The sequence below is a fragment of the Georgenia satyanarayanai genome (genome assembly GCF_900116375.1).
Lineage (GTDB): Bacteria > Actinomycetota > Actinomycetes > Actinomycetales > Actinomycetaceae > Oceanitalea > Oceanitalea nanhaiensis.
In genome coordinates this window covers 76169-98869 of sequence record NZ_UETB01000014.1, presented here as the reverse complement: position 1 = coordinate 98869, position 22701 = coordinate 76169, and the positions used below count along the sequence as shown (strand labels likewise).

Genomic DNA, 22701 nt, shown 5'->3' with positions numbered 1-22701 from the left:
ACGAGAAGCTCCGGGCCCGCACCGTCACGATCCTCACCCAGGCCACCGGCCTGGGCCGCCCGGCCTGCGAGGCCGTGCTCGAGGAGGCGGGCGGGGACCTCAAGGTCGCCCTCGTCATGTCCCTTGCCGGCACCGACCCCACCGCCGCACGCACCGCCCTCACCGCCGCCGACGGCGTCGTCCGCACCGCCGTGCAGTCCCTGTCCGCACCGACCCCCAGCAGCCCGTCACGAAGGGAACCATGATGCAACGCCGCATTTTCGCCGCGACAGCGGTCTCCAGTCTCCTCCTCCTCGCCGCGTGCGCGCCGTCGTCGGACGCCCCCGACCCCGACGACCAGGACGCCGGCTCCGAGCAGACGGCCGACGGCGGGGAGTGCGCCGAGGACGTCAGCCTGCGGGTGTGGTCCTGGCGCACCGAGGACGCCGACGCCTACGAGACGATCTTCGACACCTTCGAGGAGCAGAACCCCTGCATCACCGTCGACTTCCAGGCGTTCGTCAACACCGAGTACAACCAGATCCTGCAGACGGGCCTCACCGGCAGCGACGGCCCTGACGTCGCCCAGGTGCGCAGCTACGGCCTGCTCCAGCCGCTCGTCGAGGGCGGCAACCTCGTCGCGCTGGACGACATCGTCCCCGAGGTCAGCGAGTTCGACGAGACGATCCTCGCCGGCGCGCTGGGCCGCGAGGACGGGCAGGTCTACGGCGTGCCCTTCGCCTCGCAGACGCTGCAGATGTACTACAACACCGCGATCTTCGAGGAGCACGGCCTGGAGGAGCCGACCACCTGGGAGGAGTTCCTCGAGGTCAACGAGACCCTCGCCGAGGCGGGTGTCACCCCGATGTCGGTCGGCGGCCTGGACGCCTGGATGATGCCGATCGTCCACGACATCCTCGGCTCGGCCGAGTACGGCGGCGCGGAGTTCGAGGAGGCCGTCCTGGCCGGGGACACCGACCTCACCGACCAGGCCTACGTCGACTCCCTGCAGACCGTCGTCGACGTCCAGGAGTACATGCCCGAGAACGTCGTGGGCGTCAGCTACACCGAGTCCCAGGTGCTCTTCACGACCGAGCAGGCCGCGATGTTCCCCGGCGGTTCCTTCGAGCTGGCCTTCTTCCAGGCGGAGAACCCCGACATGGAGCTCGGCGTCTTCCAGGTGCCGCCGCCCCCGGGCGCGGCCCTCGACCACCCCGTCACCCCGGCCTACGCCGACGGCAACTGGGGCCTGAGCGCCAACAGCGCCCACCCGGAGGAGGCCGAGACCCTCATCAAGTGGCTCGCCACCCAGGAGTTCGGGCAGATGGTCGCCAACGACCTCAAGCAGTTCTCCCCGGTCCCCGGCGTCACCTTCGAGGACCCGCTCATGCAGGAGATGTGGGACCTGTACCAGGAGAACCCCGCCCCCTACCTGCAGCTCGTCAACTTCCGCTACGGCGACCCGAGCGGCACCGACCTCCTCGGCGCGGGCATCCAGGAGCTCTTCCTCGGCGACAAGGACCCGGCGCAGGTCGCGCAGGACGTCAACGACGGCCTCGCAGAGTGGTTCACCCCGGGCCAGTGACGACCACCCCCGCACAGGCGGCTGCCGTGGAACCGGGGCAGCGCCGTCGTCGTCGGCTGACGACGGCGGCGCTGCCCACCCGGGTCGCCCTGCTGTTCATCGCCCCCGCGGCGGTGCTGTTCGCCATCTTCGTGCTCTACCCGATGGTCACCGCGGTGACCTACTCGATGTACTCGTGGCGCGGTACCAGCCAGGAGGAGTTCGTGGGGCTGGCGAACTTCGTCAACCTCTTCACCTCCGAGCCCTACCGCTCCACGCTGCCGCGGGCCTTCGGGCACAACCTGCTGCTGTTCGGCGGCGCCATGGTGGTGCAGAACTCCGTGGGCCTGCTCTTCGCCGTGATCCTGCACCGCCGCGCCCGCTTCCGGCGCTTCTTCCAGGTGCTGTTCACGATGCCCTACCTCGTGAGCCCGCTGGTCGTGGGCTACCTGTGGTCGCTGCTGCTCTCCCCGCTGTTCGGCCCGGTCAACGCCGCCCTCAAGGCGGTGGGCCTGGACTCCCTCGCCCTGCCGTGGCTCGGCACGCCGGGCACGGCGCTGTGGGTGGTCGTGCTCGTCACCGCCTGGCAGTGGGTGGGCTTCCCGCTCCTCCTGTACGGGGCGGCCCTCGGCGGGCTGGCGCCCGAGCTGGACGAGGCCGCCGAGCTGGACGGCGCGTCCGGCCCGCAGCGCTTCTTCGCGATCACGCTGCCGCTCATGACGCCGGTCATCGGGACGGTCAGCGTCCTCACCTTCATCTTCTCGATGGAGGCCTTCCCGATCCCGTACGCCCTGGGCGGGTCCACCGGTGCGCCGGCGGGGGCGACCGACGTCCTGTCGCTCGTCTTCTACCGCACGGCCTTCGAGTCCGGCTCGTCCAACGCCATCGGCACGTCCTCGGCGATCGCGATCCTGCTCTTCCTGTTCATCTTCGTGCTGTCGACGGTCTTCACCCGATGGTTCCGTCGCACTGAGAGGAGGTTGGGCCAGTGACCGCCGCCCCCACGACGCGCCGTCCCGACAGCCTGCCGCCCGTCGTCAGCGAGCCGCGTCCGCGCCGCGGGCGCCGGGACCGGGGCTGGGCCGCGGCGATGACGACGACGGCGCTGTGGCTCTACGCCGCCGTCGCCGTCGTGCCGCTGGTCATCATGCTGCTCAACTCGCTGCGGACGAACCGGGACCTGGCCACTCAGCCCCTGGGCCTGCCGCTGCAGCCGGACTTCACCAGCTACCAGCGGGCGTGGATCGAGGCGTCCTTCTCGACGTACTTCCTCAACTCGATCGTCGTCACCGTCTCCTCGGTGGTCATCGCGACGGCGGTGTCCCTGCTGGCTGCCTACGCCCTGGCCCGCGCCAAGGGGCGACTCATGTCCGTCATCGAGGCGGTCTTCGTCTCGGGCCTCATGATGCCGGTCTTCCTCATGATCGTCCCGATCTTCTACCTGCTCGACTCCTTCGGGCTCGTCTCCACCCGGACGGGGCTCGTCATGGTCTACGCAGCGGTGAGCGTGCCGTTCTCGGTCTTCGTGCTCACCACCTTCTTCCGCCAGCTCCCCGGTGAGCTGGAGGAGGCGGCGCGGCTGGACGGCGCCGGACCGTTCCGGATGTTCTGGAGCGTCATGGCACCGCTCGTGCGGCCGGCGATCGCCACGGTGGTCGTCTTCCGCTTCGTTCCGATCTGGAACGACTTCTTCTACCCGCTCATCCTCATCCGCGACCAGCAGAAGTACACGCTGCCGGTGGGCCTGACGAGCTTCTTCGGGGAGTACCAGACCGACTGGTCCACGCTCTTCGCCGGGCTCGTCATCGCCACCGTGCCGCTCATCTTCCTGTTCCTCGTCGCGACCCGGCAGATCATCGCCGGCCTCACCGCGGGGATGGGAAAGTAGCGGCGTGAGCACCGTCCTCGCCGTCGACCTCGGCGGCTCCGGCTCCCGCGCGCGCCTGACCGGTCCCGGTGGCGCGCGGGAGGCGAGCGGCGAGCGCCTGCGGGTGAGCCCGTCCGGGCTCGTCGCGGCGCCGCTCGTCACCGCCCTCGTCGAGCGGCTGGGCGTACGCGTTGGGGACGTCGACGCCGTGTGCGTCGGCTCCAGCGGCATCCTCACCCTCTCCGACGGGCCGCAGGTGGTGCTCGACGCCGTCCGCTCCGTTCTCGGCAACGTGCGCACCGTCGTCGCCTCCGACGCCGTCACCTCCGCCGTCGGCGCGCTCGGTGGCCGGCCGGGAGCCGTCGTCCTCACCGGCACCGGCTCGACGGCGCTGGGGACCGACCTCGCCGACTGCTGGCGCAAGGTCGACGGCTGGGGCCACGTCCTCGGTGACGCCGGCTCGGGCTCGTGGATCGGCATGCGTGCGCTGCAGACGGCGCTCGAGCAGCACGACGGACGGCGGGCCGACGCCGCCGCACTCCTTGCCGCCACCGTCGCCCGGCTCGGGGCGCCGGAGTCGTGGCCGCGGCAGATCTACACGCGCGAGGACCGGGCCGGGGTGCTCGCCTCCGTCGTCCCCGACGTCGCCGGGCTCTCCGAGGACGGCGACGGCGTGTCGCGGGAGGTGCTGCGCCTCGCCGGGCGCGAGCTCGCCCGTAGCCTCGGCGCGGCGCTGCGCCCACCGGTCCCCCCACTCGCGTCGTGGACCGGCGGAGTGTTCGGCGCCGCGGTGGTGCTCGAGACGATGCGGGAGGAGCTGACGCGGCTGCGCCCCGACGTCGTCCTCGACCCGCCGCGTGGCACGTCGCTCGACGGCGCCGAGCTTCTCGCCCGCCGCGCCCTGACCGGTGACCTCCAGCCGGCCGAGCCGCTGCTCACCGTCCGCCGGTCGGATGACGGGAGCTCAGCGCCCGGCTTCCCTGACTGACCAGAGAGTGCACTCGCTGGTCCCGAGGCGGCACGGCCGTCCTCGGGGCACGAGCTGTCAAGGCCGTCCGGGTCGCCTTCTGCCCGGCGGCCGCGGCCCCTATCGACGAGACACACGCCGCGAGGGGGGACCCCGGGCCTGGAGACACGGCGGCACTACGTCGTCGTCCTCGATGAGCTCGACCAGGCGCTCAAGGCCGGTCCCGGGCCGGTGGACCGGGCCGAGCACCTCACTCGCCTCAACCGCACGGTGGGGGTAGGGCTGGCGACGATCACCCACACGATGAAGGACTTGCGGACCCTGCGCTGGAGGACCGGCAGAAGGCCATGGGCTTCATCGAGCGCGCCGGGTTCATCGTGTGCGGCGGGCTGCCGCTGAGCGAGATGCCCCTCCTCAACTCGGTCGTGGGCCTCTCCCGCGAGGAGCATAGACTCCTCGGCGGCTGGCAGGACCCGCCCGCCTGGGACAGCAAAGGCGCGGTCACCCGCGGTGATGGGCGGCGGCTGCGGGCGTCTTTCAGCCGATGGTGGCGAGGAGCTCGGCGCAGGCCTGCTCGCAGGCGCGGCAGGCCTCGGCGCAGACGCGGCAGTGCTCGTGGTGGCCGGCGTGGGCCGCGCACTCATCGCCGCACGTGCGGCATGCCTGGATGCAGGCCTGGAGCATGGCACGGGTGAGGGTGGCGTCGTAGCCGGTGTGGCGCGACAGCACGCGGGCTGTGGTGTCGCAGATGTCGGCGCAGTCGAGGTTGGTGCGGATGCACGTGCGTAGCTGGTCGACCATGTCCTCGCTGAGGCAGGCGTCCGCGCAGGCGGTACAGGCCTGCGAACACGCCACGAGGGCATCGACCGCCCGGGCCAGCAGATCGCGGTCGAGGCCGATCTCGCCGGGGTGAGTGGTGATCATCTCCGCGGTTCTCACTGTTCTTCCTCCGTCGCTGGTCGCTTGCCCCGTGTTCGGTCGGGGCTCGCGACGCTACGGGAGACGCCGTGGAAGTGCCTGGGCAGGAGACGTGGTGGTGATGAAGGTTTGATGAAGTCTTCTCCGAGGCCGTTATCGAACCGTGATCCTGGAGGCCAGGGTGTGTAGCGTCGCTCCTGCTTCCCGCCCCCTTCACCGGGAAGCCCACGTGCGGACGCCGAGCCCTGCCACCGCACCGTGGTCCTCGATCGTCCGTGGCAGGGACGGGGAACCCAATGTGGGCCTGCGTGCAGGTCCTTGGGGTGAAGCTCGATGACCGAGCCGGGTGTGCTCCTACCCGAACCCGACAGCTGACCTCGTAGGCGCTCTGGAGAGGTTTACCCATGACATCTAGCCACACCCGTGGACGGCACCGCGCCGAGGGCCGTCCCGTCACCGCATTCTCATCACTGGGCCCGTGCCTGACGGGTCCGGCCGCGCGCCGTGCCGCGCTTGCCGCGGCCTCCTCCGGCCTGGTGCTGACCATGGCCACCACCACCGCCTCCGCGATGGAACCGGTCCACCCCGACCCCCCGGTCGTCGACACCCAGGCGACGGCGAGCACGCAGACCGGTGACGCGGCGCAGGTCACCCACACCGTCGTGTCCGGAGACACCGTGGGGAAGCTGGCGCAGCGCTACGACAGCACGATCTCGGCGATCATCTCGGCGAACGGCCTGAACGCGCAGGCCCTGATCATTGTCGGAGAGGTGCTCACCATCCCCCAGGGCCAGGCCAGCGTAGCGGCCCCCACCACGGCCACCTCGTCGGCGAACGGCATCGAGCGGGAGAGCGCCTCGGCCTCACGCTCGGCGGCCCGCAGCGAGGCCCCCCCGGCCAACACGTCGGGCAACGCGGTCCTGGACATCGCCTACCAGTACATCGGCACCCCCTACGTGTGGGGCGGGTCGACCCCGGCGGGCTTCGACTGCTCGGGGTTCACCCAGTACGTCTACGCCCAGGCGGGCATCTCCATTCCGCGGTCGTCCTCGGCGCAGCGCAACGCGGGCACGCAGGTCTCGGCTTCCCAGGCCCAGCCCGGTGACCTGGTGTGGTGGCCCGGGCACGTGGGCATCTACGTGGGGAACGGGCAGTACATCGCGGCCTTCAGCCCGGGTAACCCACTGTCGGTGCGTGACATCTACAAGGCGAACCCCACGTTCATCCGAGTGGGCTGAGCGACGGTGGGTGGCCCGCAGGTGACTGCGGGCCACCCACCAACTGTTCGGCCCTGATCCTGGCGTTGGCGTTGGGCGCGGCCACAGGGGTTGGGGTCGGTGCTGGGGCCAGATGGCCCCGACCGGACGCTCCGGGTCCCCGTGCCAGGAGCACCGGGATGAAGACTCTATGAAGAATGCCTGTGAGGCCGCTGCTCGGCGTGGTGTCTCCACCCAGCGCGTGGTTAGCCTCCTTCACGCCTCACCGATGGGCTCGCCGGCTGCGGCCGGGCCTTCTCGCCCCGTCGGTCACTTTGAGCAGATGGAGACGCTCGTGACACTCAGGACCCGACTCTGCGCCGTTGCCGGCGGGGTTGCGCTGACTCTCGCCTTGGCCGCGTGCGGTAACGGCGAACAGACCACACCGGAGGAGCCGGCTGCGGGCACCGCCACGGAGGAGACGACCGACATCGCGACGCAGGTCGAGGACGTGCACAACGACGCGGACACGATGTTCGCCCAGATGATGCTCGCCCACCACGATGGCGCTATCGAGATGGCCGACCTGGCCGTGGAGAAGGCCGGCAGCGAGGAGGTGCGCTCCCTCGCGGAGCGGATCTCCGCGGCGCAGGGCCCGGAGATCGAGCAGATGACGTCCTGGCTCGAGACCTGGGGTGAGCAGACCTCCCCAATGGGCCACGAGGGCATGGACCACGGCGGCATGGACATGGAGGGGATGAGCCAGGAGGAGGCCATGGCCGAGCTTGAGTCCCTGTCCGGCGCCGAGTTCGACCAGCGGTTCCTCGAGCTGATGATCGCCCACCACCGCGGCGCGGTCGACATGGCTCAGGACGAGCTCGACAGCGGCGAGAACCCTCAGGCGCTAGGACTCGCCCAGAAGATCATCGATGACCAGCAGGCCGAGATCAGCGAGATGGAGGAACTCCTCCAGGGCCTGTGAGGTTCTGATCCGCCGGCGGGCGAGCCCAGGCTCGCGTGCCGGTCCAGGTCGGCCTCAACAGCAGGACGGCACCCGCGAGCGAGGGAACGATGAGGACCCCAGCGCTGACTGAACAGGAGAGTGTTTCCCATGGCCGAGCACGAACACTCGAACAATGACAACCACGACAGCCACTCGCGGACTCCGAGCATGACGATGTACCTGCGGTTCGCTGCGATGCTCCTGACGGCGATGGTCGTTATGTACTGGGTGATGTTTGCCGGGTCGTGGGAGTGGGGCCACGTACGCTTCAGCCAGAGCCGTGTCTTCATGGCGGTGACCATGGGTGGCGCGATGGGGCTGGTCATGCTCGCGTGGATGCTCAATATGTACAAGAACGCCAAGGCGAACGTCGTCGTCGTGGTGGTGAGTCTTGGATTGCTGGCGGGCGGGATCGCGCTGGACCGCAGCCAGGCAACGGTGGACGACTCCGCCTTCATGCGCGCGATGATTCCCCACCACTCCCTGGCCATTACGCGGTCGGAGCGAGCCGGGATCGAGGACGTCCGGGTCTGTGAGCTTGCCGTGGAGATCAGCGAGGCGCAGAGGCGCGAAATCTTTGAGATGGACTGGCTCATCGAGGACATCGCGGCGAACGGGGTTGCTGCGACACCGGAGGAAGCGCAGGCCCGCCCGGTGCCGGCCTTCGAGGAACCTGCAGAGCGTCAGTGCGACACGGACTGAGCCGTGTCCCGCCCGTCCTTCGCCCACCTTCCGTCGACGGCACCCCCTGTCAGCCCATGCCGCTGACGCCTCGCTGATGCCACGGGACGCGGTCGGCGGTCCGCTGGCGCCTGGACGGCGGTGACGACGGCGGGTGCTTGGTGGCTGACGCGAATCCTCTTCCAGTGGTTGCCGCGGTCCGAAGAGGCATCGACCGAGTGGGGCAATCGACCGACCTTTCATGAAGAGTCGATGAACGTCTCTGCCTCGTGCGGGCGAATCGGGAATGGACCGCTGCTCGGGTTCCTTACGACTGACGCAGATACCCTCCAGGGGTATGCGGAACGATGGAACGAGGGGTTGCCATGGGTACGCCACCAGGCCACGATCACGCAGCGCACCGGCCACGGGAGGGTCGGGATCACAGCGCACACGTCCACCACGACTCGGCGCAGGGTGACGCGGGCGGGCATGGGGACGGGGAGGCCGCGCACGGGCAGGCGATGCCCACTGGCGGCATGAGTGTCACCGACCCGCTGACCGCCGCAGGACATGACTCGGCCGTGCGCGATGGGCACGCGGAGCAGCCCGGTCACGACAGCGGTCCCGACGTCCACGCGTATCACGGCGGGCACGACGCTCACGCGGGTCACGGCGGTCCTGGGGACCACGTGGGCATGTTCCGTCGCCTGTTCTGGATCATGCTGGCCCTGGCGGTGCCCACGGTGCTGGTGAACGGGATGTTTGCCGACCTGCTCGGCTACACGCTGCCTGACGTGCCAGGGGTGGAGTGGGTGTCCCCGGTGCTGGGCACGGTGATCTACCTGTGGGGCGGGCGCCCGTTCCTCACCGGCGCGGTCGGTGAGCTCCGTTCCCGCAAGCCGGGGATGATGGTGCTCATCGGGATGGCGATCACCGTCGCCTTCGTCGCGTCCCTGGGGGCCAGCCTGGGGCTGTTCTCCCACGAGCTGGACTTCTGGTGGGAGCTGGCGCTGCTCGTCGTCATCATGCTGCTGGGGCACTGGCTGGAGATGCGCTCCCTGGCCCAGACGTCCTCCGCACTGGACTCACTCGCCGCGTTGCTGCCCGATGAGGCCGAGCGGGTGGAGGGGAATCAGGTCGTCACGGTTGCCCCCGCCGACCTTCGTCTCGGTGATGTCGTCATCGTTCGCCCGGGCGGGCGGGTGCCGGCCGACGGTGAGGTCATCGACGGCGGCGCGGATGTCGATGAGTCGATGATCACCGGGGAGTCGCGGCCGGTGCCGCGCGTAGTGGGGGACCAGGTCGTGGCCGGCACGGTGGCCACCGACAATGCGCTGCGGGTTCGGGTCTCGGCCGTGGGGCAGGACACCGCCCTGGCCGGGATCCAGCGGCTGGTGGCCGAGGCGCAGGCCTCCAGCAGCCGCGCCCAGCTGCTGGCGGACAAGGCCGCCGGCTGGCTGTTCTGGTACGCGGTCATCGCCGCGGCGATCACCGCGGTGGTGTGGGTGTCCTTCGGGGTCCCGCAGAGCGCGCTGGTCCGGGCGATCACCGTCCTGGTCATTGCCTGCCCCCATGCCCTGGGCCTGGCGATCCCGCTTGTGGTGTCGATCTCGACCGAGCGCGCCGCCCGCGGCGGGGTCCTCGTCAAGGACCGTGGCGCCCTGGAGCGGATGCGGGTGGTCGACACGGTGCTGTTCGACAAGACCGGCACTCTCACCAAGGGTGAGCCCGCGCTGACCGGTGTCACGGGGACCGGCGGGTACGAGAACGAGGAGCTGCTGCGGCTGGCCGCGGCCGCCGAGGCCGAGAGCGAGCACCCCCTGGCCCGGGCGATCGTCGCAGCCGCCGATCACCGCGGCCTACAGGCGCCCCCGGCTGCGAACTTCCGGGCCGCGACGGCCGTGGGGGTGCACGCCACCGTCGACGGCCACGAGGTCCAGGTGGGCGGGCCCGCCCTGCTGTCCCAGCACGGCGCCGAGCCGCTGGCAGCGACCGCGTCGTGGGGACAGGCAGGTGCCACCGTCCTGCACGTGATCATCGACGGGCAGGTGGCCGGTGCTGTCGCGCTGGCCGACGAGGTCCGCGAGGAATCGCGGCAGGCGGTCGAGGCCCTGCACCAGTTGGGCATCCGGGTCGTGATGACCACCGGTGACGCCGAGCCGGTGGCCCGGGCTGTGGCCGCCGAGCTGGGCATCGACCAGGTCTTCGCCCAGGTGCGCCCGGAGGACAAGAGCGAGAAGGTCGCCCAGCTGCAGCACGAGGGCCGCACCGTGGCCATGGTCGGTGACGGCGTCAACGACGCTCCCGCGCTGGCCCAGGCCGAGGTCGGAATCGCGATCGGCGCGGGCACCGACGTGGCGATCGCCTCCGCCGGCGTCATCCTCGCCTCGGACGACCCGCGCTCGGTGCTGTCGGTCATCCAGCTCTCCCGCGCCGGGTACCGCAAGATGAAGCAGAACCTGTGGTGGGCCGCCGGCTACAACATCGCCGCCGTGCCACTGGCCGCGGGCGTGCTGGCACCGGTCGGGTTCGTCCTGCCCATGTCGGTCGGCGCGATCCTCATGTCGCTGTCGACCATCGTCGTCGCGCTCAACGCCCAGCTGCTGCGCCGCCTCGACCTCAGCCCCGAGGCCAGCACCGCCACGGCCCGCGGCGCTCCGCAGGTCAATCCCGCCCGCACGGCGCTGACAGTTACCGACGCGACGAGCCCGTAGCCACGCACCACCAATAGGGGCCTTGCCACCACCGGGTCCTGCGAGGCGCATCTGTGGCGGAGGCCGGTCAGGGTGAGCGGTGACCGGGCCGGGTGTCGGCGACCACGGGCAGATCGACGGTGAACAGGGCACCGTGGCCGGGACCGGGGCTGGTCGCGGTCACGGCGCCGCCGTGGGCGTGGACGATGGAGTGGACGATGGCCAGGCCGATGCCCGACCCGCCGTGGGCGCGGTCCCGGGCGGCGTCGGCGCGGTAGAAGCGCTCGAAAAGGTGCGGCAGGTGCTCGGCGGCGATCCCGCTGCCACTGTCGCGCACCGACAGGCGCAGCGTGGACCCCGCCCGCTGCGCCTCGAGCTGCACCCGACCTCCCTGGGGGGTGTGCCGCACGGCGTTGTCCAGCAGGTTGGTCAGGACCTGCCCGAGCCGGTCGGGGTCGGCCGTGAGCACCGTCTGGCGGGCCTCCTCGGTGGCCTCGACCCTCAGTTCGACGCCCTTGTCGGTGAACCTGGCGGCGGCCTGCGCGGCGGCGTCGTCGAGCAACGCACCGACCTGGAGGGCCTGCCAGTGCATGCTCAGGCGTCCCTCCCCGGCGGCGGTGACCAGGGTGATGTCCTGGGCGAGGCGAGCCAGGCGCGCGACCTGCTCGCGCAGCATCCCCACCGTTGGTTCGTCGGCCGTGACCACACCGTCGAGGATGCCCTCGAGGTAGCCGTCGAGCGTGGCGACCGGGGTGCGCATCTCGTGGGCGAGGTCGCCGAGCATGCGCGTACGTGTCTGCTCGATCTCTCCGAGGTCAGCGGCCATGGTGTTGAACGCGCCGGCGAGGTCATCGAACTCACCGCCCATGTGCACGTCGGGGACGCGTGCGGCGTAGTCACCGCTGGCAACCCTGGCGGCGGCCTGCCGTACGCCTTCAAGCGACCTGGCGATGCGCCGGGTGAGGAAAACACTGACGACGACCGAGGTGAGGAGGGCGGCGAGCAGTGCGAGGGACAGCGACAGCGTCCACGCGGTGGTGAAGGCCTCCTCCGCGTGGGAGACGACTGAGGAGTCCGCGGGCTCGGCCATGAGCATGTGGTCGTGAAAGATCTCCGGGCCGATGGCGGCGGCGACAGCCCATGCGGTGGCGGCCGCGACGAGGATGACCGCGACGATTGCCGCGAGCAAGCGGGCGCCGAGCCCCCACCGGCGGCGTGGTGTGGCGCTCACTGGCCGGTGCCCATCCGGTAGCCCACGCCGCGCACCGTCTTGACGAACCTCGGCGCGGTGGCGTCATCCCCGAGCTTGCGCCGCAGGTGAGCGATGTGAACGTCGACGAGGTGCTCATCGCCCACCCAGCCCGGTCCCCACACCAGCTCGATGAGCTGGCGGCGGGACAAGGCCATGGTCGGGCGACTGGCCAGGGCGGCGAGGACATCGAACTCGGTGCGGGTCAGCGCCACGGGTTTCCCCTCGATGAATGCCTCCCGGCCCAGCAGGTCGATGGTCAGTGGCCCGAACGACGCACCGGCCCCGTGCGGCCCGGTGTCCTGGCGTGGGCGGCGCAGCATCGCCCGCACCCGAGCGACGAGCTCGCGTGGGCTGAAAGGTTTGGTGACGTAGTCATCGGCGCCGACCGACAGCCCGATGAGCTTGTCGACCTCCTCCACGCGAGCGGTGAGCATGACGATGTAGCAGTCGGAGAATGTGCGCACCGTCCGGCAGACCTCGATGCCATCAGCACCGGGAAGCCCGAGGTCGAGGACGATGACGCCCGGGCGCCACTGACGGGCCCGCTCGATCGCGTCGCTTCCGTCGCCGGTGACCTGGACCTCGAAGCCGTGACGCTCCAGGTAGCTGGCGGCCAGCCGCGCCAGCGGGGCTTCGTCGTCGACGACCAGCACACGGGGCAGGTTCACGTCAGTAGGGACCGTAGTCATACCGCCCATTCTCGCCGTCGGCGTGGCCGACCGTTCCAGGCTCGCTGGACGTCGGACGCGTCCGTACGGAATGTTGAGCGTCGCGGCTGCTCTCACATCTGGGTGCTTCTCCAGCGTCAGGAGGGCTGGAACGCCCAGTGCCAGGGCTCACGCGGGGTGTCCTCGACGAACCCGAACCGAGCGGCGTTTGCACGCATCCATGCCTGCGCCGATGGGTCTAGGTCGAGGTCAACGGCCATTCCCCAGCCGTGCTGGCTGGTCCCAGGCTTGGCGCCCAGGCCGCCCTCTGAATACAGACCCTTGCGCCGCACGACGTCGACCTGCACGTCGTAGGAACGGTAGGAGTCCGTGACGCCGATGGATACGCCGTCGGCCGCAGCTGCCGACAAGAGCTTCTCGAACGACTGAGCGGCGGGCGCCCACAGCCTGTGGCCGGTCTCGCCCACCGGCTCGAGTGCGTCACGCGGGATGCGGCCGTTGCCGTACGCCGCGAGATCGACCGGCACACCGTCGCTGTTGAGCTCGAAAGACACACCGCCGGTGGAGGTGCTGGCCACGGTCGGGGCAGTGTCGGCGACCGCGCGGGCGAGGACCTCTGAGAAAGCTGTGGCAGCGCCCGCGGCCGGCTGCACGCGCGGGACCGAGATCGAGCCGAGGGTCACCTCGATCTGTGCCATGCGCTGAGAGATGGCGAGGATCCCGTCCACCGGCACTCCGTTCGTCGTCTACGTCGTCCTATCGGCGCGCAGCCGCTCCTCCTGAGCGAGAACCTGCTTCCAGGCTGTCTCACAGGCCGAAGGCGTCGCCCTCGGGCCATGTCGAGGCCGATGAGCACCAGGGGAAGAAGATGTGCTCCCAGCGTTCGAGGGCTGCGGAGATGGGGCGGGTCAGTGGGGCCCGCGTTGGCTCGTGGGGCCAGCGTCCGAGCGCGGGCTGGTGGGTCCGTACGGCGCGTCGTCCCGTGAGGAAGACGGGCCTGGCGACGAAGGATGACGCCGATCACTGCGTCGTCCAGTGCCGTCCTGGCTGGGTCGAGCACGGAGAGGTTGCCTGTGCGAAGCCGAGCGACTCCCACCTAGCGCCCTCCGCACCTGCCTCCCCGGCGTCGCCGGGAACGTTGCCGACCGCTTCCGTCAGTCCGTGAAGATCTTGCCCACGGGCTCGCGCTTCTCGGCCTGGAACCTGTCCTCGGTGCGGCCGTACGCCCAGTACCCGGAGATCGAGACCTGCGACCGCTCCAGGCCCCGGTGGGAGAAGAGGATGTCGCGCAGGGCCTTGACCGCCTCGCGCTCACCGTGGGCGAAGGCGCAGACCCGGCCCTCGCGCCAGGGCAGCGCGGCCGCGGCGTCGGCGAGGATCGTCGTCGTGCCGGCGGGGGCGGTGCCGCGGTGCAGCCAGCGCACCTCGAGGCCCGCGGGGGCGCGCAGCGGCAGCTCGTCCTCCGGTCCGCCGACCTCGATGAGCGCGGTGCCCACGGCGTCCCCGGGCAGCGACTCGAGGGACGCGGCGATCGCGGGGAGGGAGGACTCGTCGCCCAGGAACAGGTGCCAGTCCGCCGTCGGGTCGGCGTTGAAGGCACCCCCGGGGCCGGAGAGGACCACGCGCTCGCCCGGCTGGACCCGCTCGGCCCACGGCCCGGCCAGACCCTCCGCGCCGTGGACGACGAAGTCGATCGCCAGCCACTGCTCAGCGGCGTTGACCTCGCGCACGGTGTACGTCCGGGTGACCGGCAGGTCCTCGGCGGCGAGGTGCTCACGGAGCGCGGCGACGTCGTAGGGCGGCTCGAGGCCGAGCTCAGGTCTGACGAAGAAGATCTTGACGTAGCTGTCGGTGCACGCGCTCGCCTCGAAGGCGGCGAAGCCCGGGCCGCCGAGGTAGAGCCGGACCATGTGCGGGGTGAGCTGCTCCCGACGGATCACCTCGAGGACGGTCTGCGGCTTCCGGCGGCGGACAGGACGGTCGGTCACAGGTCTCCCTTGAGGCGTCATCACGGCACATTCACTGTACGCGACGTCTCTGGGGGCGCCCCGGGGGCGGGCTCAGCCGGACGCCGCGAGCGCAACCACGGGGTCGCTCGTGGGCTGGGTCGACCCGCCCGCCGGCTCGACCGTCATCGCGATCGTCGCCCCGTCCGGGAGGTCGGCGAGCTCGGCGCTGGCCCGCCCGGCGGCCACGGTGAGCACCCCGGCCGACCGTGCACCGCCGTCGTCGACGACCCACAGCTGGTAGACCTCCTCACTCGCCAGCGAGGGCAGGTCGCGGGCGGAGAACACCGACGTGTCGGAGCCGACGACGGCGACGGCACGCCCCCCGCCGGCGACGTCCGCGGCGAGGAGCTCGGCTCCCGGCTCGGCGAGCGCCTCGGCCACCGTGGTGAGCTGCTCCTCGGCCTGTGTCGCGCGCTCGTACTGCTGGACCGCGATGACGCCGGGTAGCGCCGCCGCCGCGAGCACCACGGCCGCGACCAGCCACCGGTCGCGCCGTCGGGCGCGGACCCGAGCGAGGTCGACGACGACGCCGTCGTCCTCAGCGGGTGCGTCGGTACCGGTCCCCTCCTGGGGAGTGCGAGCAACGCGGTCCAGGACGTCGGCCCGGAGCGAGGCGGGCGGCGGGACGCTCGCACCCGTGGCCAGCAGCGCAGCGACCTCGCGCAGGGCACGCGCCTCCTCGGCGAGCGCCGGGTCCGCGGCCACCGCACGGTCGACCGCGGCGGACTCCTCGGGCGTGACCGCGTCGAGCGCCCAGGCGGGCAGCAGCTCGCGCACCTCGTCCTCACGCATCGTCGCCCACCCCCAGGCAGTGGCGAAGCCGGGTCAGTCCGTCCCGGATCCGTGACTTGACCGTCGGCAGCGCGACGCTTAGGTCCTCGGCCACCTCGCGGTACGAGCGCCCCCGGTAGAAGGCACGGACGACGGCGTCACGCTGGAGGTCGCTCAGGCTCTCCAGGCACTCGCGCACTCTCGTCTGCTCCACGTCACGCTCCACGCTCTCCTGGACGTCGTCGAAGGGGGGTGAGTACTCGCGCTGGGCGGCGAGGTCGTCGCGCGTGCGCTGTGCCTGCACGGCTCGCACGCGGTCCACGGCGCGGCGGTGCCCGATGGTCGTCACCCAGGCGCGGGCGCTGCCCCGTCCCGGGTCGAAGCGAGCGGCGTTGCGCCACACCTCGACCATGACGTCCTGGGTGACCTCGGCGGCGAGGTCGGGGTCGCGCAGGACGCGCCGAGCGGTGCCGTAGACCGCCGGGGCGGTCGCGTCGTACACGAGCGCGAAGGCCTCCCGGTCCCCGCCCGCGACCCGCGCCAGGAGACCGGCGAGGTCCGGGGGTCCGGGGGGTGCCGGCGTGCCGGCACGTCCGGGACCGAGGGAGCTCATCGGGCAAGTGTGCCGGACGACGGGCCCGGACGACGGTCGGGAGGCCGACCGCGCCCGGGCCGGTCCTCAGGACCCCTGGACGAGCGCGGCGTTGAGCGAGTCGATCGCGCCGGCGAGGGTCTGGACGTGCATGGCCAGGCCCTCGGCGACGGCGTCGGCGGGCAGCTCGCCGCCGGAGATCTCCTCGAAGAACGCCCCCGCCTCGCCGCGGTAGCTGTCGAGCTCCATGAGCGCCATGTCCGCGGCCTCCTCGTCACCGGTCGAGACGGCGACGGCGTAGTCGACGAAGTAGCCGATGTGCTCGCGCCACAGCCCGAGGAACGCCTCGCGCTGCTCCGGGCCGGCCAGCGAGCCGACGGCGTCGGCGAGCGCGACGGTGTTGGCGTCGAGCACCTCCGCGGCGGCCGTGAAGGCCTCCGACTCGGTCCCGCCCTCGGTCGTGTAGGCGGTGAAGACCGCGACGCCGGCGAGGTACACGTGCTCCTGGAGCAGCGCGGTGAGGTCCGCCCGCAGGGTCGCGGCCTCGTCCGCGGGGTCGCCGGACATCTCGGTCGCCGTGGCGAGGCCACCGGCGATGACGGCGGCACCCTCGCCCACGTGACCGGCGGCCTCGCGCAGCGACGCGTAGGCCTCCGGGCTGCCCGCCGCGAGGTCGTCGATGGCGGCGCTCAGCGTCGACACGTGCATCTCCAACGAGGCGGCGATGTCCCCGGCAGGCAGCTCGCCGCCGCTCACCTCCTCGAAGAAGGCGCCGGCGTCCTGCGTGTAGCCCTGCAGCGACTCGAGCGCGGCCTCCCTCCCGGCGTCGTCACCCTCCTTCGCTGCGGCGGCGTAGTCGACGAAGTAGCCGATGTGCTCACGCCACAGCCCGAGGAAGGTCTCGCGCTGCTCGTCGCCGGCGAGCGAGCCGACGGCGTCCGCGAGCGCGACGGAGTTCTCGTCGAGCGTCGCCGCGGCGGCCTCGAACTCCGCGGAGTCCAGCCCGGTCGTGTAGCCCGTCGCCACCGCGATGCCGGCGAGGTAGACGTGCTCCTGCAGCAGGGCGGTCATGGTGGCCCGCAGCGCCGCGGCCTCGGAGTCCACCTCGCCGGGGATCTCCAGCGCCGCGGAGAAACCGGCCGCGAGCGTCGCGGCGGTCCCGGGCATGTGCTGGGCGGCCGTGCGGGCGTCGGCGAAGGGGTCCCCGGTACCCATCGGCATCACGGCGCTCATGTCGCCGCCCTCCATGGCGTCGGTCTCCTCGGGCGCCATCGTCGTCTCCTGCTGGGGGGGCGTGCTCCCGGTGTCCTCATCGGTGCTTGCACCGCACGCGGTCAGGCTCAGGGTCAGCGCGAGTGCGGCTGCCACGGCGGCCGAGGTACGGGTCGGGCGGAGCGTGCTCATGTCATTCCTCCAGGTTGGTCCTGCGCTGTCACCTGGGGTTCGGAGCCCGGAGGGGGTCGGATGGGTCGGCCACGCACCGACTTATCGCGTGGCCTCCTCGAGCAGCTCCAGGACGTGGCGGTAGGGGCGGCCCGTCGCGGCGCTCATGCCCATCTCGCACGTGCGGTTGCACGAGGCGTAGGCGTCGAAGCGCCCGCTCTCACGCTCGACGGCGGCGAGCTCGGCCGCCTCCCGCTCGGTGGCGCCGGCGGGCAGCTCGGGGTGGAGCATGCCGCGGTCCCCCGCCGTGCCGCAGCACCCCCACTCGACGGGGACCGTCACCTCGCGCGCGACAGCGGCCGCGACGGCGGTGAGGTCCTCCACGGCACCGAGGTGCACCGAGGAGCAGGTGGGGTGGACGGCGAGCCGGTCCAGGAGACCCGCCTCGGGCACCTCGAGCCGCTCGAGGAGGTGCTCGCGGGTGAAGGTCACGGCGTCGACCACGCGGACCCGCGCCCACCGCTCGGCCGCCTCCCCGGTGAGGCGCGCGCCGATCGACTCCAGGCCGTGGGTGCAGCTCGTCGCGTCGCACACGAGGGGCAGGCGGCCGCCGTCGGTCAGTGACCACACCGACCCAGCCACGCGGGCCGCCATCGCGGTGGCGCCGTCGACCAGGCCCTTGGACTCCCACACCGTCCCGCAGCACAGACCGTCGATGCCCTCGGGCACGGCCAGGCGCACGCCGGCCCGCTCGCACAGCGCCGCGAACGCGGCCGAGACCCCCGGCCCGCCACCCTCGGCCGCGAAGAGCGAGCCGATGCAGGCCGGGAAGAAGATCGCGTCGTGCTGTGCCGGTAACAACTCAGCGCTGGGCGAGGGGGTGGGGGCCGGGGTCGGCGAGGGGGCGGGGGTGAGGGCGCCGGGCGGGAGGGGGAGGGTGCTGCGGGGGCGGCCGGGGCCGGGGAGGTTCTCGTCGACCTGCGGGAGCAGGTCGCGCCCCCGCTGCCCGACGACGGCGCGGGCGGCGCGCGTCGCCGTCGCGAGGACGGGCCCGGGCACGTGGTCGGCGACGGTGAGCGCGCCCCTGAGCGCGGTCGTCGCCGGCTTCCACGCCTCGGCGAGGCGGCGCCCGACGCCCTGCGCGACCGGGCCGTTGGCGGCGGCCCGCCGTTCCTTCATCACCGCGCCGGTGTCGATGTCGACGGGGCAGGCCACCCGGCACAGGGAGTCCGCCGCGCAGGTCTGGACCGCGGCGTAGTCGTAGTCGCGCTCGAGCTCGGCGCGCCGCTCGGGGCCGGAGTCGGCGGCCTCGCGGAGCAGGGCGATGCGCTGACGCGGCGTCGTCGTCGTGTGCCGTGACGGGCAGGCCGGCTCGCAGAACCCGCACTCGACGCAGCGGTCGAGCTCGGGGTGGACGCGCGGGTAGCGCTTGAGGTCCCGCAGGTGGATGGTCGGGTCCTCGCTGATGACGACGCCCGGCGCGAGCACCCCGCGCGGGTCGCACAGCCGCTTGACCTCCCGCATGACCTCGTACAGCTCGTCGCCGTACTGGCGGCGCACGAAGGGCGCCATCATCCGTCCGGTGCCGTGCTCGGCCTTGAGCGAGCCGCCCGCGTCGAGGACGAGGCCGGCGAGCTCCTCGCTGAAGGCGGCGTAGGCGTCGCGGGCGCGGGGGTCGCCGAGGTCGGGGCTGATCATGAAGTGGAGGTTGGCGTCCTTGGCGTGCCCGAAGGTCACCGCGTCGGCATGGCCGTACCGGGCGAGCAGGCCCTCGAGCGCGCGCACCGTGCCGGTGAGCGCCGGGCCGGGCACGACGACGTCCTCGAGCATCGCCGTCGTCCCGGTGGGCCGGGCACCGGCGACGGCGGCGTACAGGCCCTTGCGCACCTGCCACATCGCCGCCCGCGAGCGCGGGTCGGTGCTCAGCGGGGTGGCGACGACCGGCGCGGTGCCCGCGAGCAGCGGCTCGGCCCCGCCCACCAGCTCGGCCAGCCCGTCGGCGCTCGCGTGCTGGAGCTCGACGAGCAGCGCGGTGTGTCCCTCCACCGCCAGCTCGCGCAGCACCGGGTCGGCGCGCGGGTCGCGCTGCGCCACCCGCAGCGCGGCGGCGTCCATGAGCTCGACCGCCACCGCGCCGGTCGCCGCGACGGCGGGCAGCGCGCCGGTGGCCGCGCCGATCGAGTCGAGGACGAGCAGCGCCGTCGCGGCGTGCGGGAGCAGCGGCACGGTCCGCAGGGTCACCTCGGCGAGGTACGCGAGCGTCCCCTCCGAGCCGACGACGAGGTGGGCGAGGATCTCGACGGCGGAGTCGTGGTCGAGCAGCGCGTCGAGCCCGTAGCCCATCGTGTTCTTCATCGAGAACTGGTGCTCGATCGCGCGGCGCAGGTCGGGCCGGGACCGGACGTGGTCACGCAGGCGCAGCAGCCCGGCACGGAGCTCGGGCTCGCGGGCGGCGAGGAGGGCGTCGGCGTCCGGGGCCGCGGTGTCGAGGACCGTGCCGCTGGGCAGCGCGAGGACCATCGAGTCCAGGGTGCGGTAGGCGGTGGCCGCCGTCCCGGACGTCATCCCGGAGGAGTTGTTGGCGACGACCCCACCGATCGTGCAGGCGATCTCGCTCGCCGGGTCCGGGCCGAGCCGCCGGCCGTACCGGGCCAGGGCCGTGTTGACCCGCCGCAGCACAGCACCGGGGCTGCACCGCACGCGCGCCCCGTCGTCGAGCACCTCGACGTCCTGCTGGTGGCGGCGCACGTCGACGAGGACGCCGTCGGTCACCGCCTGGCCCGACAGGCTGGTGCCCCCGGCGCGGAAGGTGAGCGGCACGGGAACTGGGGAGCGGCCGGCCGCGGCCATGACGGCGGCGACCTGCTCCACCGACGTCGCCGTGACGACCGCGCTCGGGCGCAGGAGGTAGTGCGAGGCGTCGTGGGCGAGCCGCGCCCGGTCGGTCTCGCGGGTGCTCAGCCCACCGGGGCGCGCGGCCGCCGCCACGGCGGTGAGGTCGATGGGCGAGCCGCCGTCGGCGACAAGTGCGCCGTCGGCGACAAGTGCGCCGTCGGCGGTAAGTGCGCTGTCGGCGGTAGGTCGGCTGTCGGCGGGGTCGGGGGTGCCGACCGCGGGCGGCGGCGCGTGGACGGGCCCGGCACCTGTGTCGAGGTGCCGGGCCCGCCCACGCCCGTCAGAGGGAGTCACGCAGCGCCACCGCGCGCTCCCGCAGCTCGGTGGCCGCCTCCTCGCTCAGCGTGTCCGGCCGCTTGGGTGCGTCCAGGTGCCGGAGGAACCGGTCGAGCGAGTACGCCGCCTGCTCGGAGCGGCCGGCGTCGAGGTGCCGCTCGGCCTGGTCCAGCGCCGTCGTCAGCTGACGGACGATCGGGCCGGCGACGGCGCCGTCGGCGACGTGACCCTCGAGGGCGGTGCGCAGGCCGGCGAGGGTCGCGTCCTCATAGAGGCGGTAGTCCTCGGCGACGTCGTCGAAGGCGGCGAGCTCCTCCTGCCAGCCGGCGATGATCTCGTCAGGGTCGACCCCCGCCTCCAGCTGCAGGCGCACGTCCTTGTCACCGGTGAGGCGGTCGATCCAGCACGTGTCGGCCTCGGTCTCGCACCGCTGGTTGGGGTAGATGGTGCCCTCGCGCCAGTCCACGCCCTCGGTGTCGTAGAAGGCCTGGAGGACGTGGAGGCCGGTCCGCACCGGCACGTAGGCCGCCGGGTCGGTGATGTGGAGCTGGACGCCGCCGGAGAGGCGCCCGGCCTGCTTGCTCGTCGTCGGGTTGGCGAACATCGGGCGGAAGTGCACGCCCTCGAGCCCTCGGGAGTTGAGGTCCTCGGCGAGCTCGTAGGCCCCGAGCTCGTCGATCTCACCGTGCCCGATCCACAGGAAGGGCGTCGTCGTGCCCCGGCCCTCGGAGGCGTCGAGGGACTCGATGAGCCCCGTGCCCGCGTAGGCCCACGCCGTCTCGATCGTCGGGATGTTCGGCGAGGGAAGCACCCACTCCAGCCCGTAGCCGGTGACGAAGTCGTCCGGGTCGTAGCCGGTCATCTCCACGACGTGGAAGCCCTCGACGGGCTCCTCGAGGAACTCCCCGTTGAAGAGGGAGGCGAGCTCACCGACGGTGAGGCCGTGCTGCATCGGGATCTCGCGCAGACCGACGAAGGAGGACAGGGCGGGGTCGAGGACCGGGCCGTCCATCCGGTCACCCAGCGGGTTGGGCCGGTCCAGGACGACGAACTCCTTGTCGAACTCGGCGGCGGCGTCCATCGCGTAGTACATCGTCCAGATGTAGGTGTAGAAGCGGGCGCCGATGTCCTGGATGTCGAAGAGGAGGACGTCGACGTCCGCGAGCATCTCCTCCGTGGGGCGCTGCGTGGCGCCGTAGAGGGACCACACGGTGAGGCCGGTGCGCGGGTCGACGTAGCTCTCGACGCTCGCGCCGGCGGGCGCGCCGCCGAGGATCCCGTGCTCGGGTGCGTAGAGGGCGGTGAGCTCGTAGTTGCCGTCGTCCTCACCGGCGATGAGGAGGTCCATCGAGTGGGTGAGCTCGGAGTCCACACCGGTGGGGTTGGTGATGAGCCCGACCCGCTTGCCGTCGAGGAGCGCGAGCTGGTCCGGGTCGGACAGCAGCCGCTCGACACCGAGCTCGACCGTCGGCCCCGTCTGGTCGGACGGCTGGGCCAGCGTGGCCGGCGGCGCGGCCACGGGCTGCGGTGCCGACGTCGCGGCACCGATCGATCCGCCCACGAGGGCGACGGCGGCGGCGGCGCCCAGCACCGGGCTCCACTGCCTGAGACGTCGTACGAGCATCGTGTGTCCTTTCACGGTGGGTGGCGGGGCGACCGCTCCCTGCTCACGACGCCCCCTCGCCTCGTAGGCGGCGGGTCCCCCCACCCGCCTGGAGCCACTGTGGCGCAGCACACCCCATCGCGTCAAGAACTGTCACGCGATGCGATCGAATGTCACCAACTTCCACACCACCCTCAGCAAGCCCTGTCCCGTCCCGAGGCCCCCACGTGGTGCGATGAGCGACGCGAGCGAGTGCGTGCCCCGTCACCCGTCCCATCATCTGGCGGAGGGCGAGGCGGTCTGGGCATCGTCATGGGTGTTTCCCGTTCACGTATCGAGGTGGTCATGCGACGTCCTCCGGGACGGGTAGCCTGGGCACGGACGATGCACTCCGGGAGGGCC

The 22701-nt window shown here is 72.1% G+C and carries 18 protein-coding genes, 2 pseudogenes and 1 riboswitch; of the genes and pseudogenes, 10 read left to right on the top strand and 10 right to left on the bottom strand.

The genetic code is table 11. The annotated features are described in order from the left end of the window. The 6 genes and pseudogenes from DSZ44_RS18410 to DSZ44_RS19105 all read left to right on the top strand — a co-directional run. A pseudogene (locus tag DSZ44_RS18410) lies at positions 1-245 on the top strand (N-acetylmuramic acid 6-phosphate etherase); the annotation flags it as partial. Continuing rightward, positions 245-1564, top strand: coding sequence for an ABC transporter substrate-binding protein (locus DSZ44_RS15045; RefSeq protein WP_110853455.1), 1320 nt, complete (start codon positions 245-247; stop codon positions 1562-1564). The pseudogene DSZ44_RS18410 and the gene DSZ44_RS15045, both read left to right, overlap by 1 nt. Next, the gene (locus DSZ44_RS15040) at positions 1561-2535 is read left to right on the top strand and encodes a carbohydrate ABC transporter permease (protein ID WP_258369573.1); all 975 of its coding nucleotides are present in this window, start codon (positions 1561-1563) and stop codon (positions 2533-2535) included. Before DSZ44_RS15045 ends, DSZ44_RS15040 begins: the two co-directional genes overlap by 4 nt. Continuing rightward, on the top strand, positions 2532-3431 hold the full coding sequence (locus tag DSZ44_RS15035) for a carbohydrate ABC transporter permease (RefSeq protein WP_258369572.1): 900 nt from the start codon (positions 2532-2534) through the stop codon (positions 3429-3431). Before DSZ44_RS15040 ends, DSZ44_RS15035 begins: the two co-directional genes overlap by 4 nt. A 4-nt stretch (positions 3432-3435) precedes the next feature. After that, the gene (locus DSZ44_RS15030) at positions 3436-4398 is read left to right on the top strand and encodes an N-acetylglucosamine kinase (RefSeq protein ID WP_110853437.1); all 963 of its coding nucleotides are present in this window, start codon (positions 3436-3438) and stop codon (positions 4396-4398) included. A 135-nt stretch (positions 4399-4533) separates the two neighbouring features. Then, positions 4534-4898, top strand: a pseudogene (locus tag DSZ44_RS19105) (ATP/GTP-binding protein); the annotation flags it as partial. Positions 4899-4914: 16 nt separating this feature from the next. On the opposite strand, the gene DSZ44_RS15020 reads toward DSZ44_RS19105, so the two are convergent. Continuing rightward, the gene (locus DSZ44_RS15020) at positions 4915-5301 is read right to left on the bottom strand and encodes a four-helix bundle copper-binding protein (RefSeq protein WP_258369571.1); all 387 of its coding nucleotides are present in this window, start codon (positions 5299-5301) and stop codon (positions 4915-4917) included. Between the two features lie 221 nt (positions 5302-5522). Next, positions 5523-5696: riboswitch (cyclic di-AMP (ydaO/yuaA leader) on the top strand. A 144-nt stretch (positions 5697-5840) separates the two neighbouring features. On the opposite strand from DSZ44_RS15020, the gene DSZ44_RS15015 reads away from it, so the two are divergent. From DSZ44_RS15015 to DSZ44_RS15000, 4 genes are all read left to right on the top strand, one after another. Next, positions 5841-6533 (top strand): C40 family peptidase, encoded by a 693-nt coding sequence (locus DSZ44_RS15015; protein WP_181424667.1) that lies wholly within the window; start codon positions 5841-5843, stop codon positions 6531-6533. Positions 6534-6846: 313 nt separating this feature from the next. Beyond that, positions 6847-7473: a DUF305 domain-containing protein gene (locus DSZ44_RS15010; protein ID WP_258369570.1), complete on the top strand. Its 627-nt coding sequence runs from the start codon at positions 6847-6849 to the stop codon at positions 7471-7473. 195 nt (positions 7474-7668) lie between these two features. After that, on the top strand, positions 7669-8196 hold the full coding sequence (locus tag DSZ44_RS15005; RefSeq protein WP_110853452.1) for a DUF305 domain-containing protein: 528 nt from the start codon (positions 7669-7671) through the stop codon (positions 8194-8196). A 344-nt stretch (positions 8197-8540) separates the two neighbouring features. After that, a complete protein-coding gene (locus tag DSZ44_RS15000; protein ID WP_373681257.1) occupies positions 8541-10871 on the top strand; it encodes a heavy metal translocating P-type ATPase in 2331 nt (776 codons plus the stop codon). Positions 10872-10938: 67 nt separating this feature from the next. Here DSZ44_RS15000 and DSZ44_RS14995 read toward each other — a convergent pair whose 3' ends face one another. The 9 genes from DSZ44_RS14995 to DSZ44_RS14955 all read right to left on the bottom strand — a co-directional run bounded on the left by DSZ44_RS14995 (position 10939) and on the right by DSZ44_RS14955 (position 22320). Next, on the bottom strand, positions 10939-12081 hold the full coding sequence (locus tag DSZ44_RS14995; RefSeq protein WP_110853431.1) for a sensor histidine kinase: 1143 nt from the start codon (positions 12079-12081) through the stop codon (positions 10939-10941). Next, positions 12078-12800 carry a response regulator transcription factor gene (locus DSZ44_RS14990; protein WP_110853430.1) on the bottom strand — a complete coding sequence of 241 codons (723 nt, stop codon included), beginning with the start codon at positions 12798-12800 and terminating at the stop codon, positions 12078-12080. The genes DSZ44_RS14995 and DSZ44_RS14990 overlap by 4 nt, the downstream gene beginning before the upstream one ends. 107 nt (positions 12801-12907) lie before the next feature. Continuing rightward, a complete protein-coding gene (locus DSZ44_RS14985) occupies positions 12908-13498 on the bottom strand; it encodes a M15 family metallopeptidase (RefSeq protein ID WP_110853451.1) in 591 nt (196 codons plus the stop codon). Positions 13499-13924: 426 nt separating this feature from the next. Next, positions 13925-14758: a siderophore-interacting protein gene (locus tag DSZ44_RS14980; RefSeq protein WP_258369568.1), complete on the bottom strand. Its 834-nt coding sequence runs from the start codon at positions 14756-14758 to the stop codon at positions 13925-13927. 72 nt (positions 14759-14830) lie between these two features. Then, positions 14831-15571 carry an anti-sigma factor gene (locus tag DSZ44_RS14975; protein WP_110853428.1) on the bottom strand — a complete coding sequence of 247 codons (741 nt, stop codon included), beginning with the start codon at positions 15569-15571 and terminating at the stop codon, positions 14831-14833. Beyond that, positions 15564-16163: an ECF RNA polymerase sigma factor SigK gene (sigK, locus tag DSZ44_RS14970; protein ID WP_110853427.1), complete on the bottom strand. Its 600-nt coding sequence runs from the start codon at positions 16161-16163 to the stop codon at positions 15564-15566. The genes DSZ44_RS14975 and sigK overlap by 8 nt, the downstream gene beginning before the upstream one ends. Before the next feature lie 66 nt (positions 16164-16229). Then, positions 16230-17546 (bottom strand): copper amine oxidase, encoded by a 1317-nt coding sequence (locus DSZ44_RS18405; protein ID WP_181424665.1) that lies wholly within the window; start codon positions 17544-17546, stop codon positions 16230-16232. A gap of 81 nt (positions 17547-17627) precedes the next feature. Continuing rightward, complete coding sequence (locus tag DSZ44_RS14960; RefSeq protein ID WP_110853426.1) at positions 17628-20714, bottom strand: FAD-binding and (Fe-S)-binding domain-containing protein; 3087 nt, start codon at positions 20712-20714, stop codon at positions 17628-17630. Then, entirely contained in the window at positions 20701-22320 is a 1620-nt protein-coding gene (locus DSZ44_RS14955; RefSeq protein WP_110853425.1) for an exo-beta-N-acetylmuramidase NamZ family protein, read from the bottom strand. Before DSZ44_RS14955 ends, DSZ44_RS14960 begins: the two co-directional genes overlap by 14 nt. Positions 22321-22701: the final 381 nt, after the last annotated feature.

Coding starts and splice junctions, on each gene's coding strand:
- DSZ44_RS15045 (WP_110853455.1), top strand. CDS start 245: ATGCAACGCCGCATTTTCGCCGCGACAGCGGTCTCCAGTCTCCTCCTC.
- DSZ44_RS15020 (WP_258369571.1), bottom strand. CDS start 5,301: ATGATCACCACTCACCCCGGCGAGATCGGCCTCGACCGCGATCTGCTG.
- DSZ44_RS15015 (WP_181424667.1), top strand. CDS start 5,841: ATGGCCACCACCACCGCCTCCGCGATGGAACCGGTCCACCCCGACCCC.
- DSZ44_RS15005 (WP_110853452.1), top strand. CDS start 7,669: ATGTACCTGCGGTTCGCTGCGATGCTCCTGACGGCGATGGTCGTTATG.
- DSZ44_RS15000 (WP_373681257.1), top strand. CDS start 8,541: ATGGGTACGCCACCAGGCCACGATCACGCAGCGCACCGGCCACGGGAG.
- DSZ44_RS14990 (WP_110853430.1), bottom strand. CDS start 12,800: ATGGGCGGTATGACTACGGTCCCTACTGACGTGAACCTGCCCCGTGTG.
- DSZ44_RS14975 (WP_110853428.1), bottom strand. CDS start 15,571: ATGCGTGAGGACGAGGTGCGCGAGCTGCTGCCCGCCTGGGCGCTCGAC.
- sigK (WP_110853427.1), bottom strand. CDS start 16,163: ATGAGCTCCCTCGGTCCCGGACGTGCCGGCACGCCGGCACCCCCCGGA.
- DSZ44_RS18405 (WP_181424665.1), bottom strand. CDS start 17,546: ATGAGCACGCTCCGCCCGACCCGTACCTCGGCCGCCGTGGCAGCCGCA.
- DSZ44_RS14955 (WP_110853425.1), bottom strand. CDS start 22,320: ATGCTCGTACGACGTCTCAGGCAGTGGAGCCCGGTGCTGGGCGCCGCC.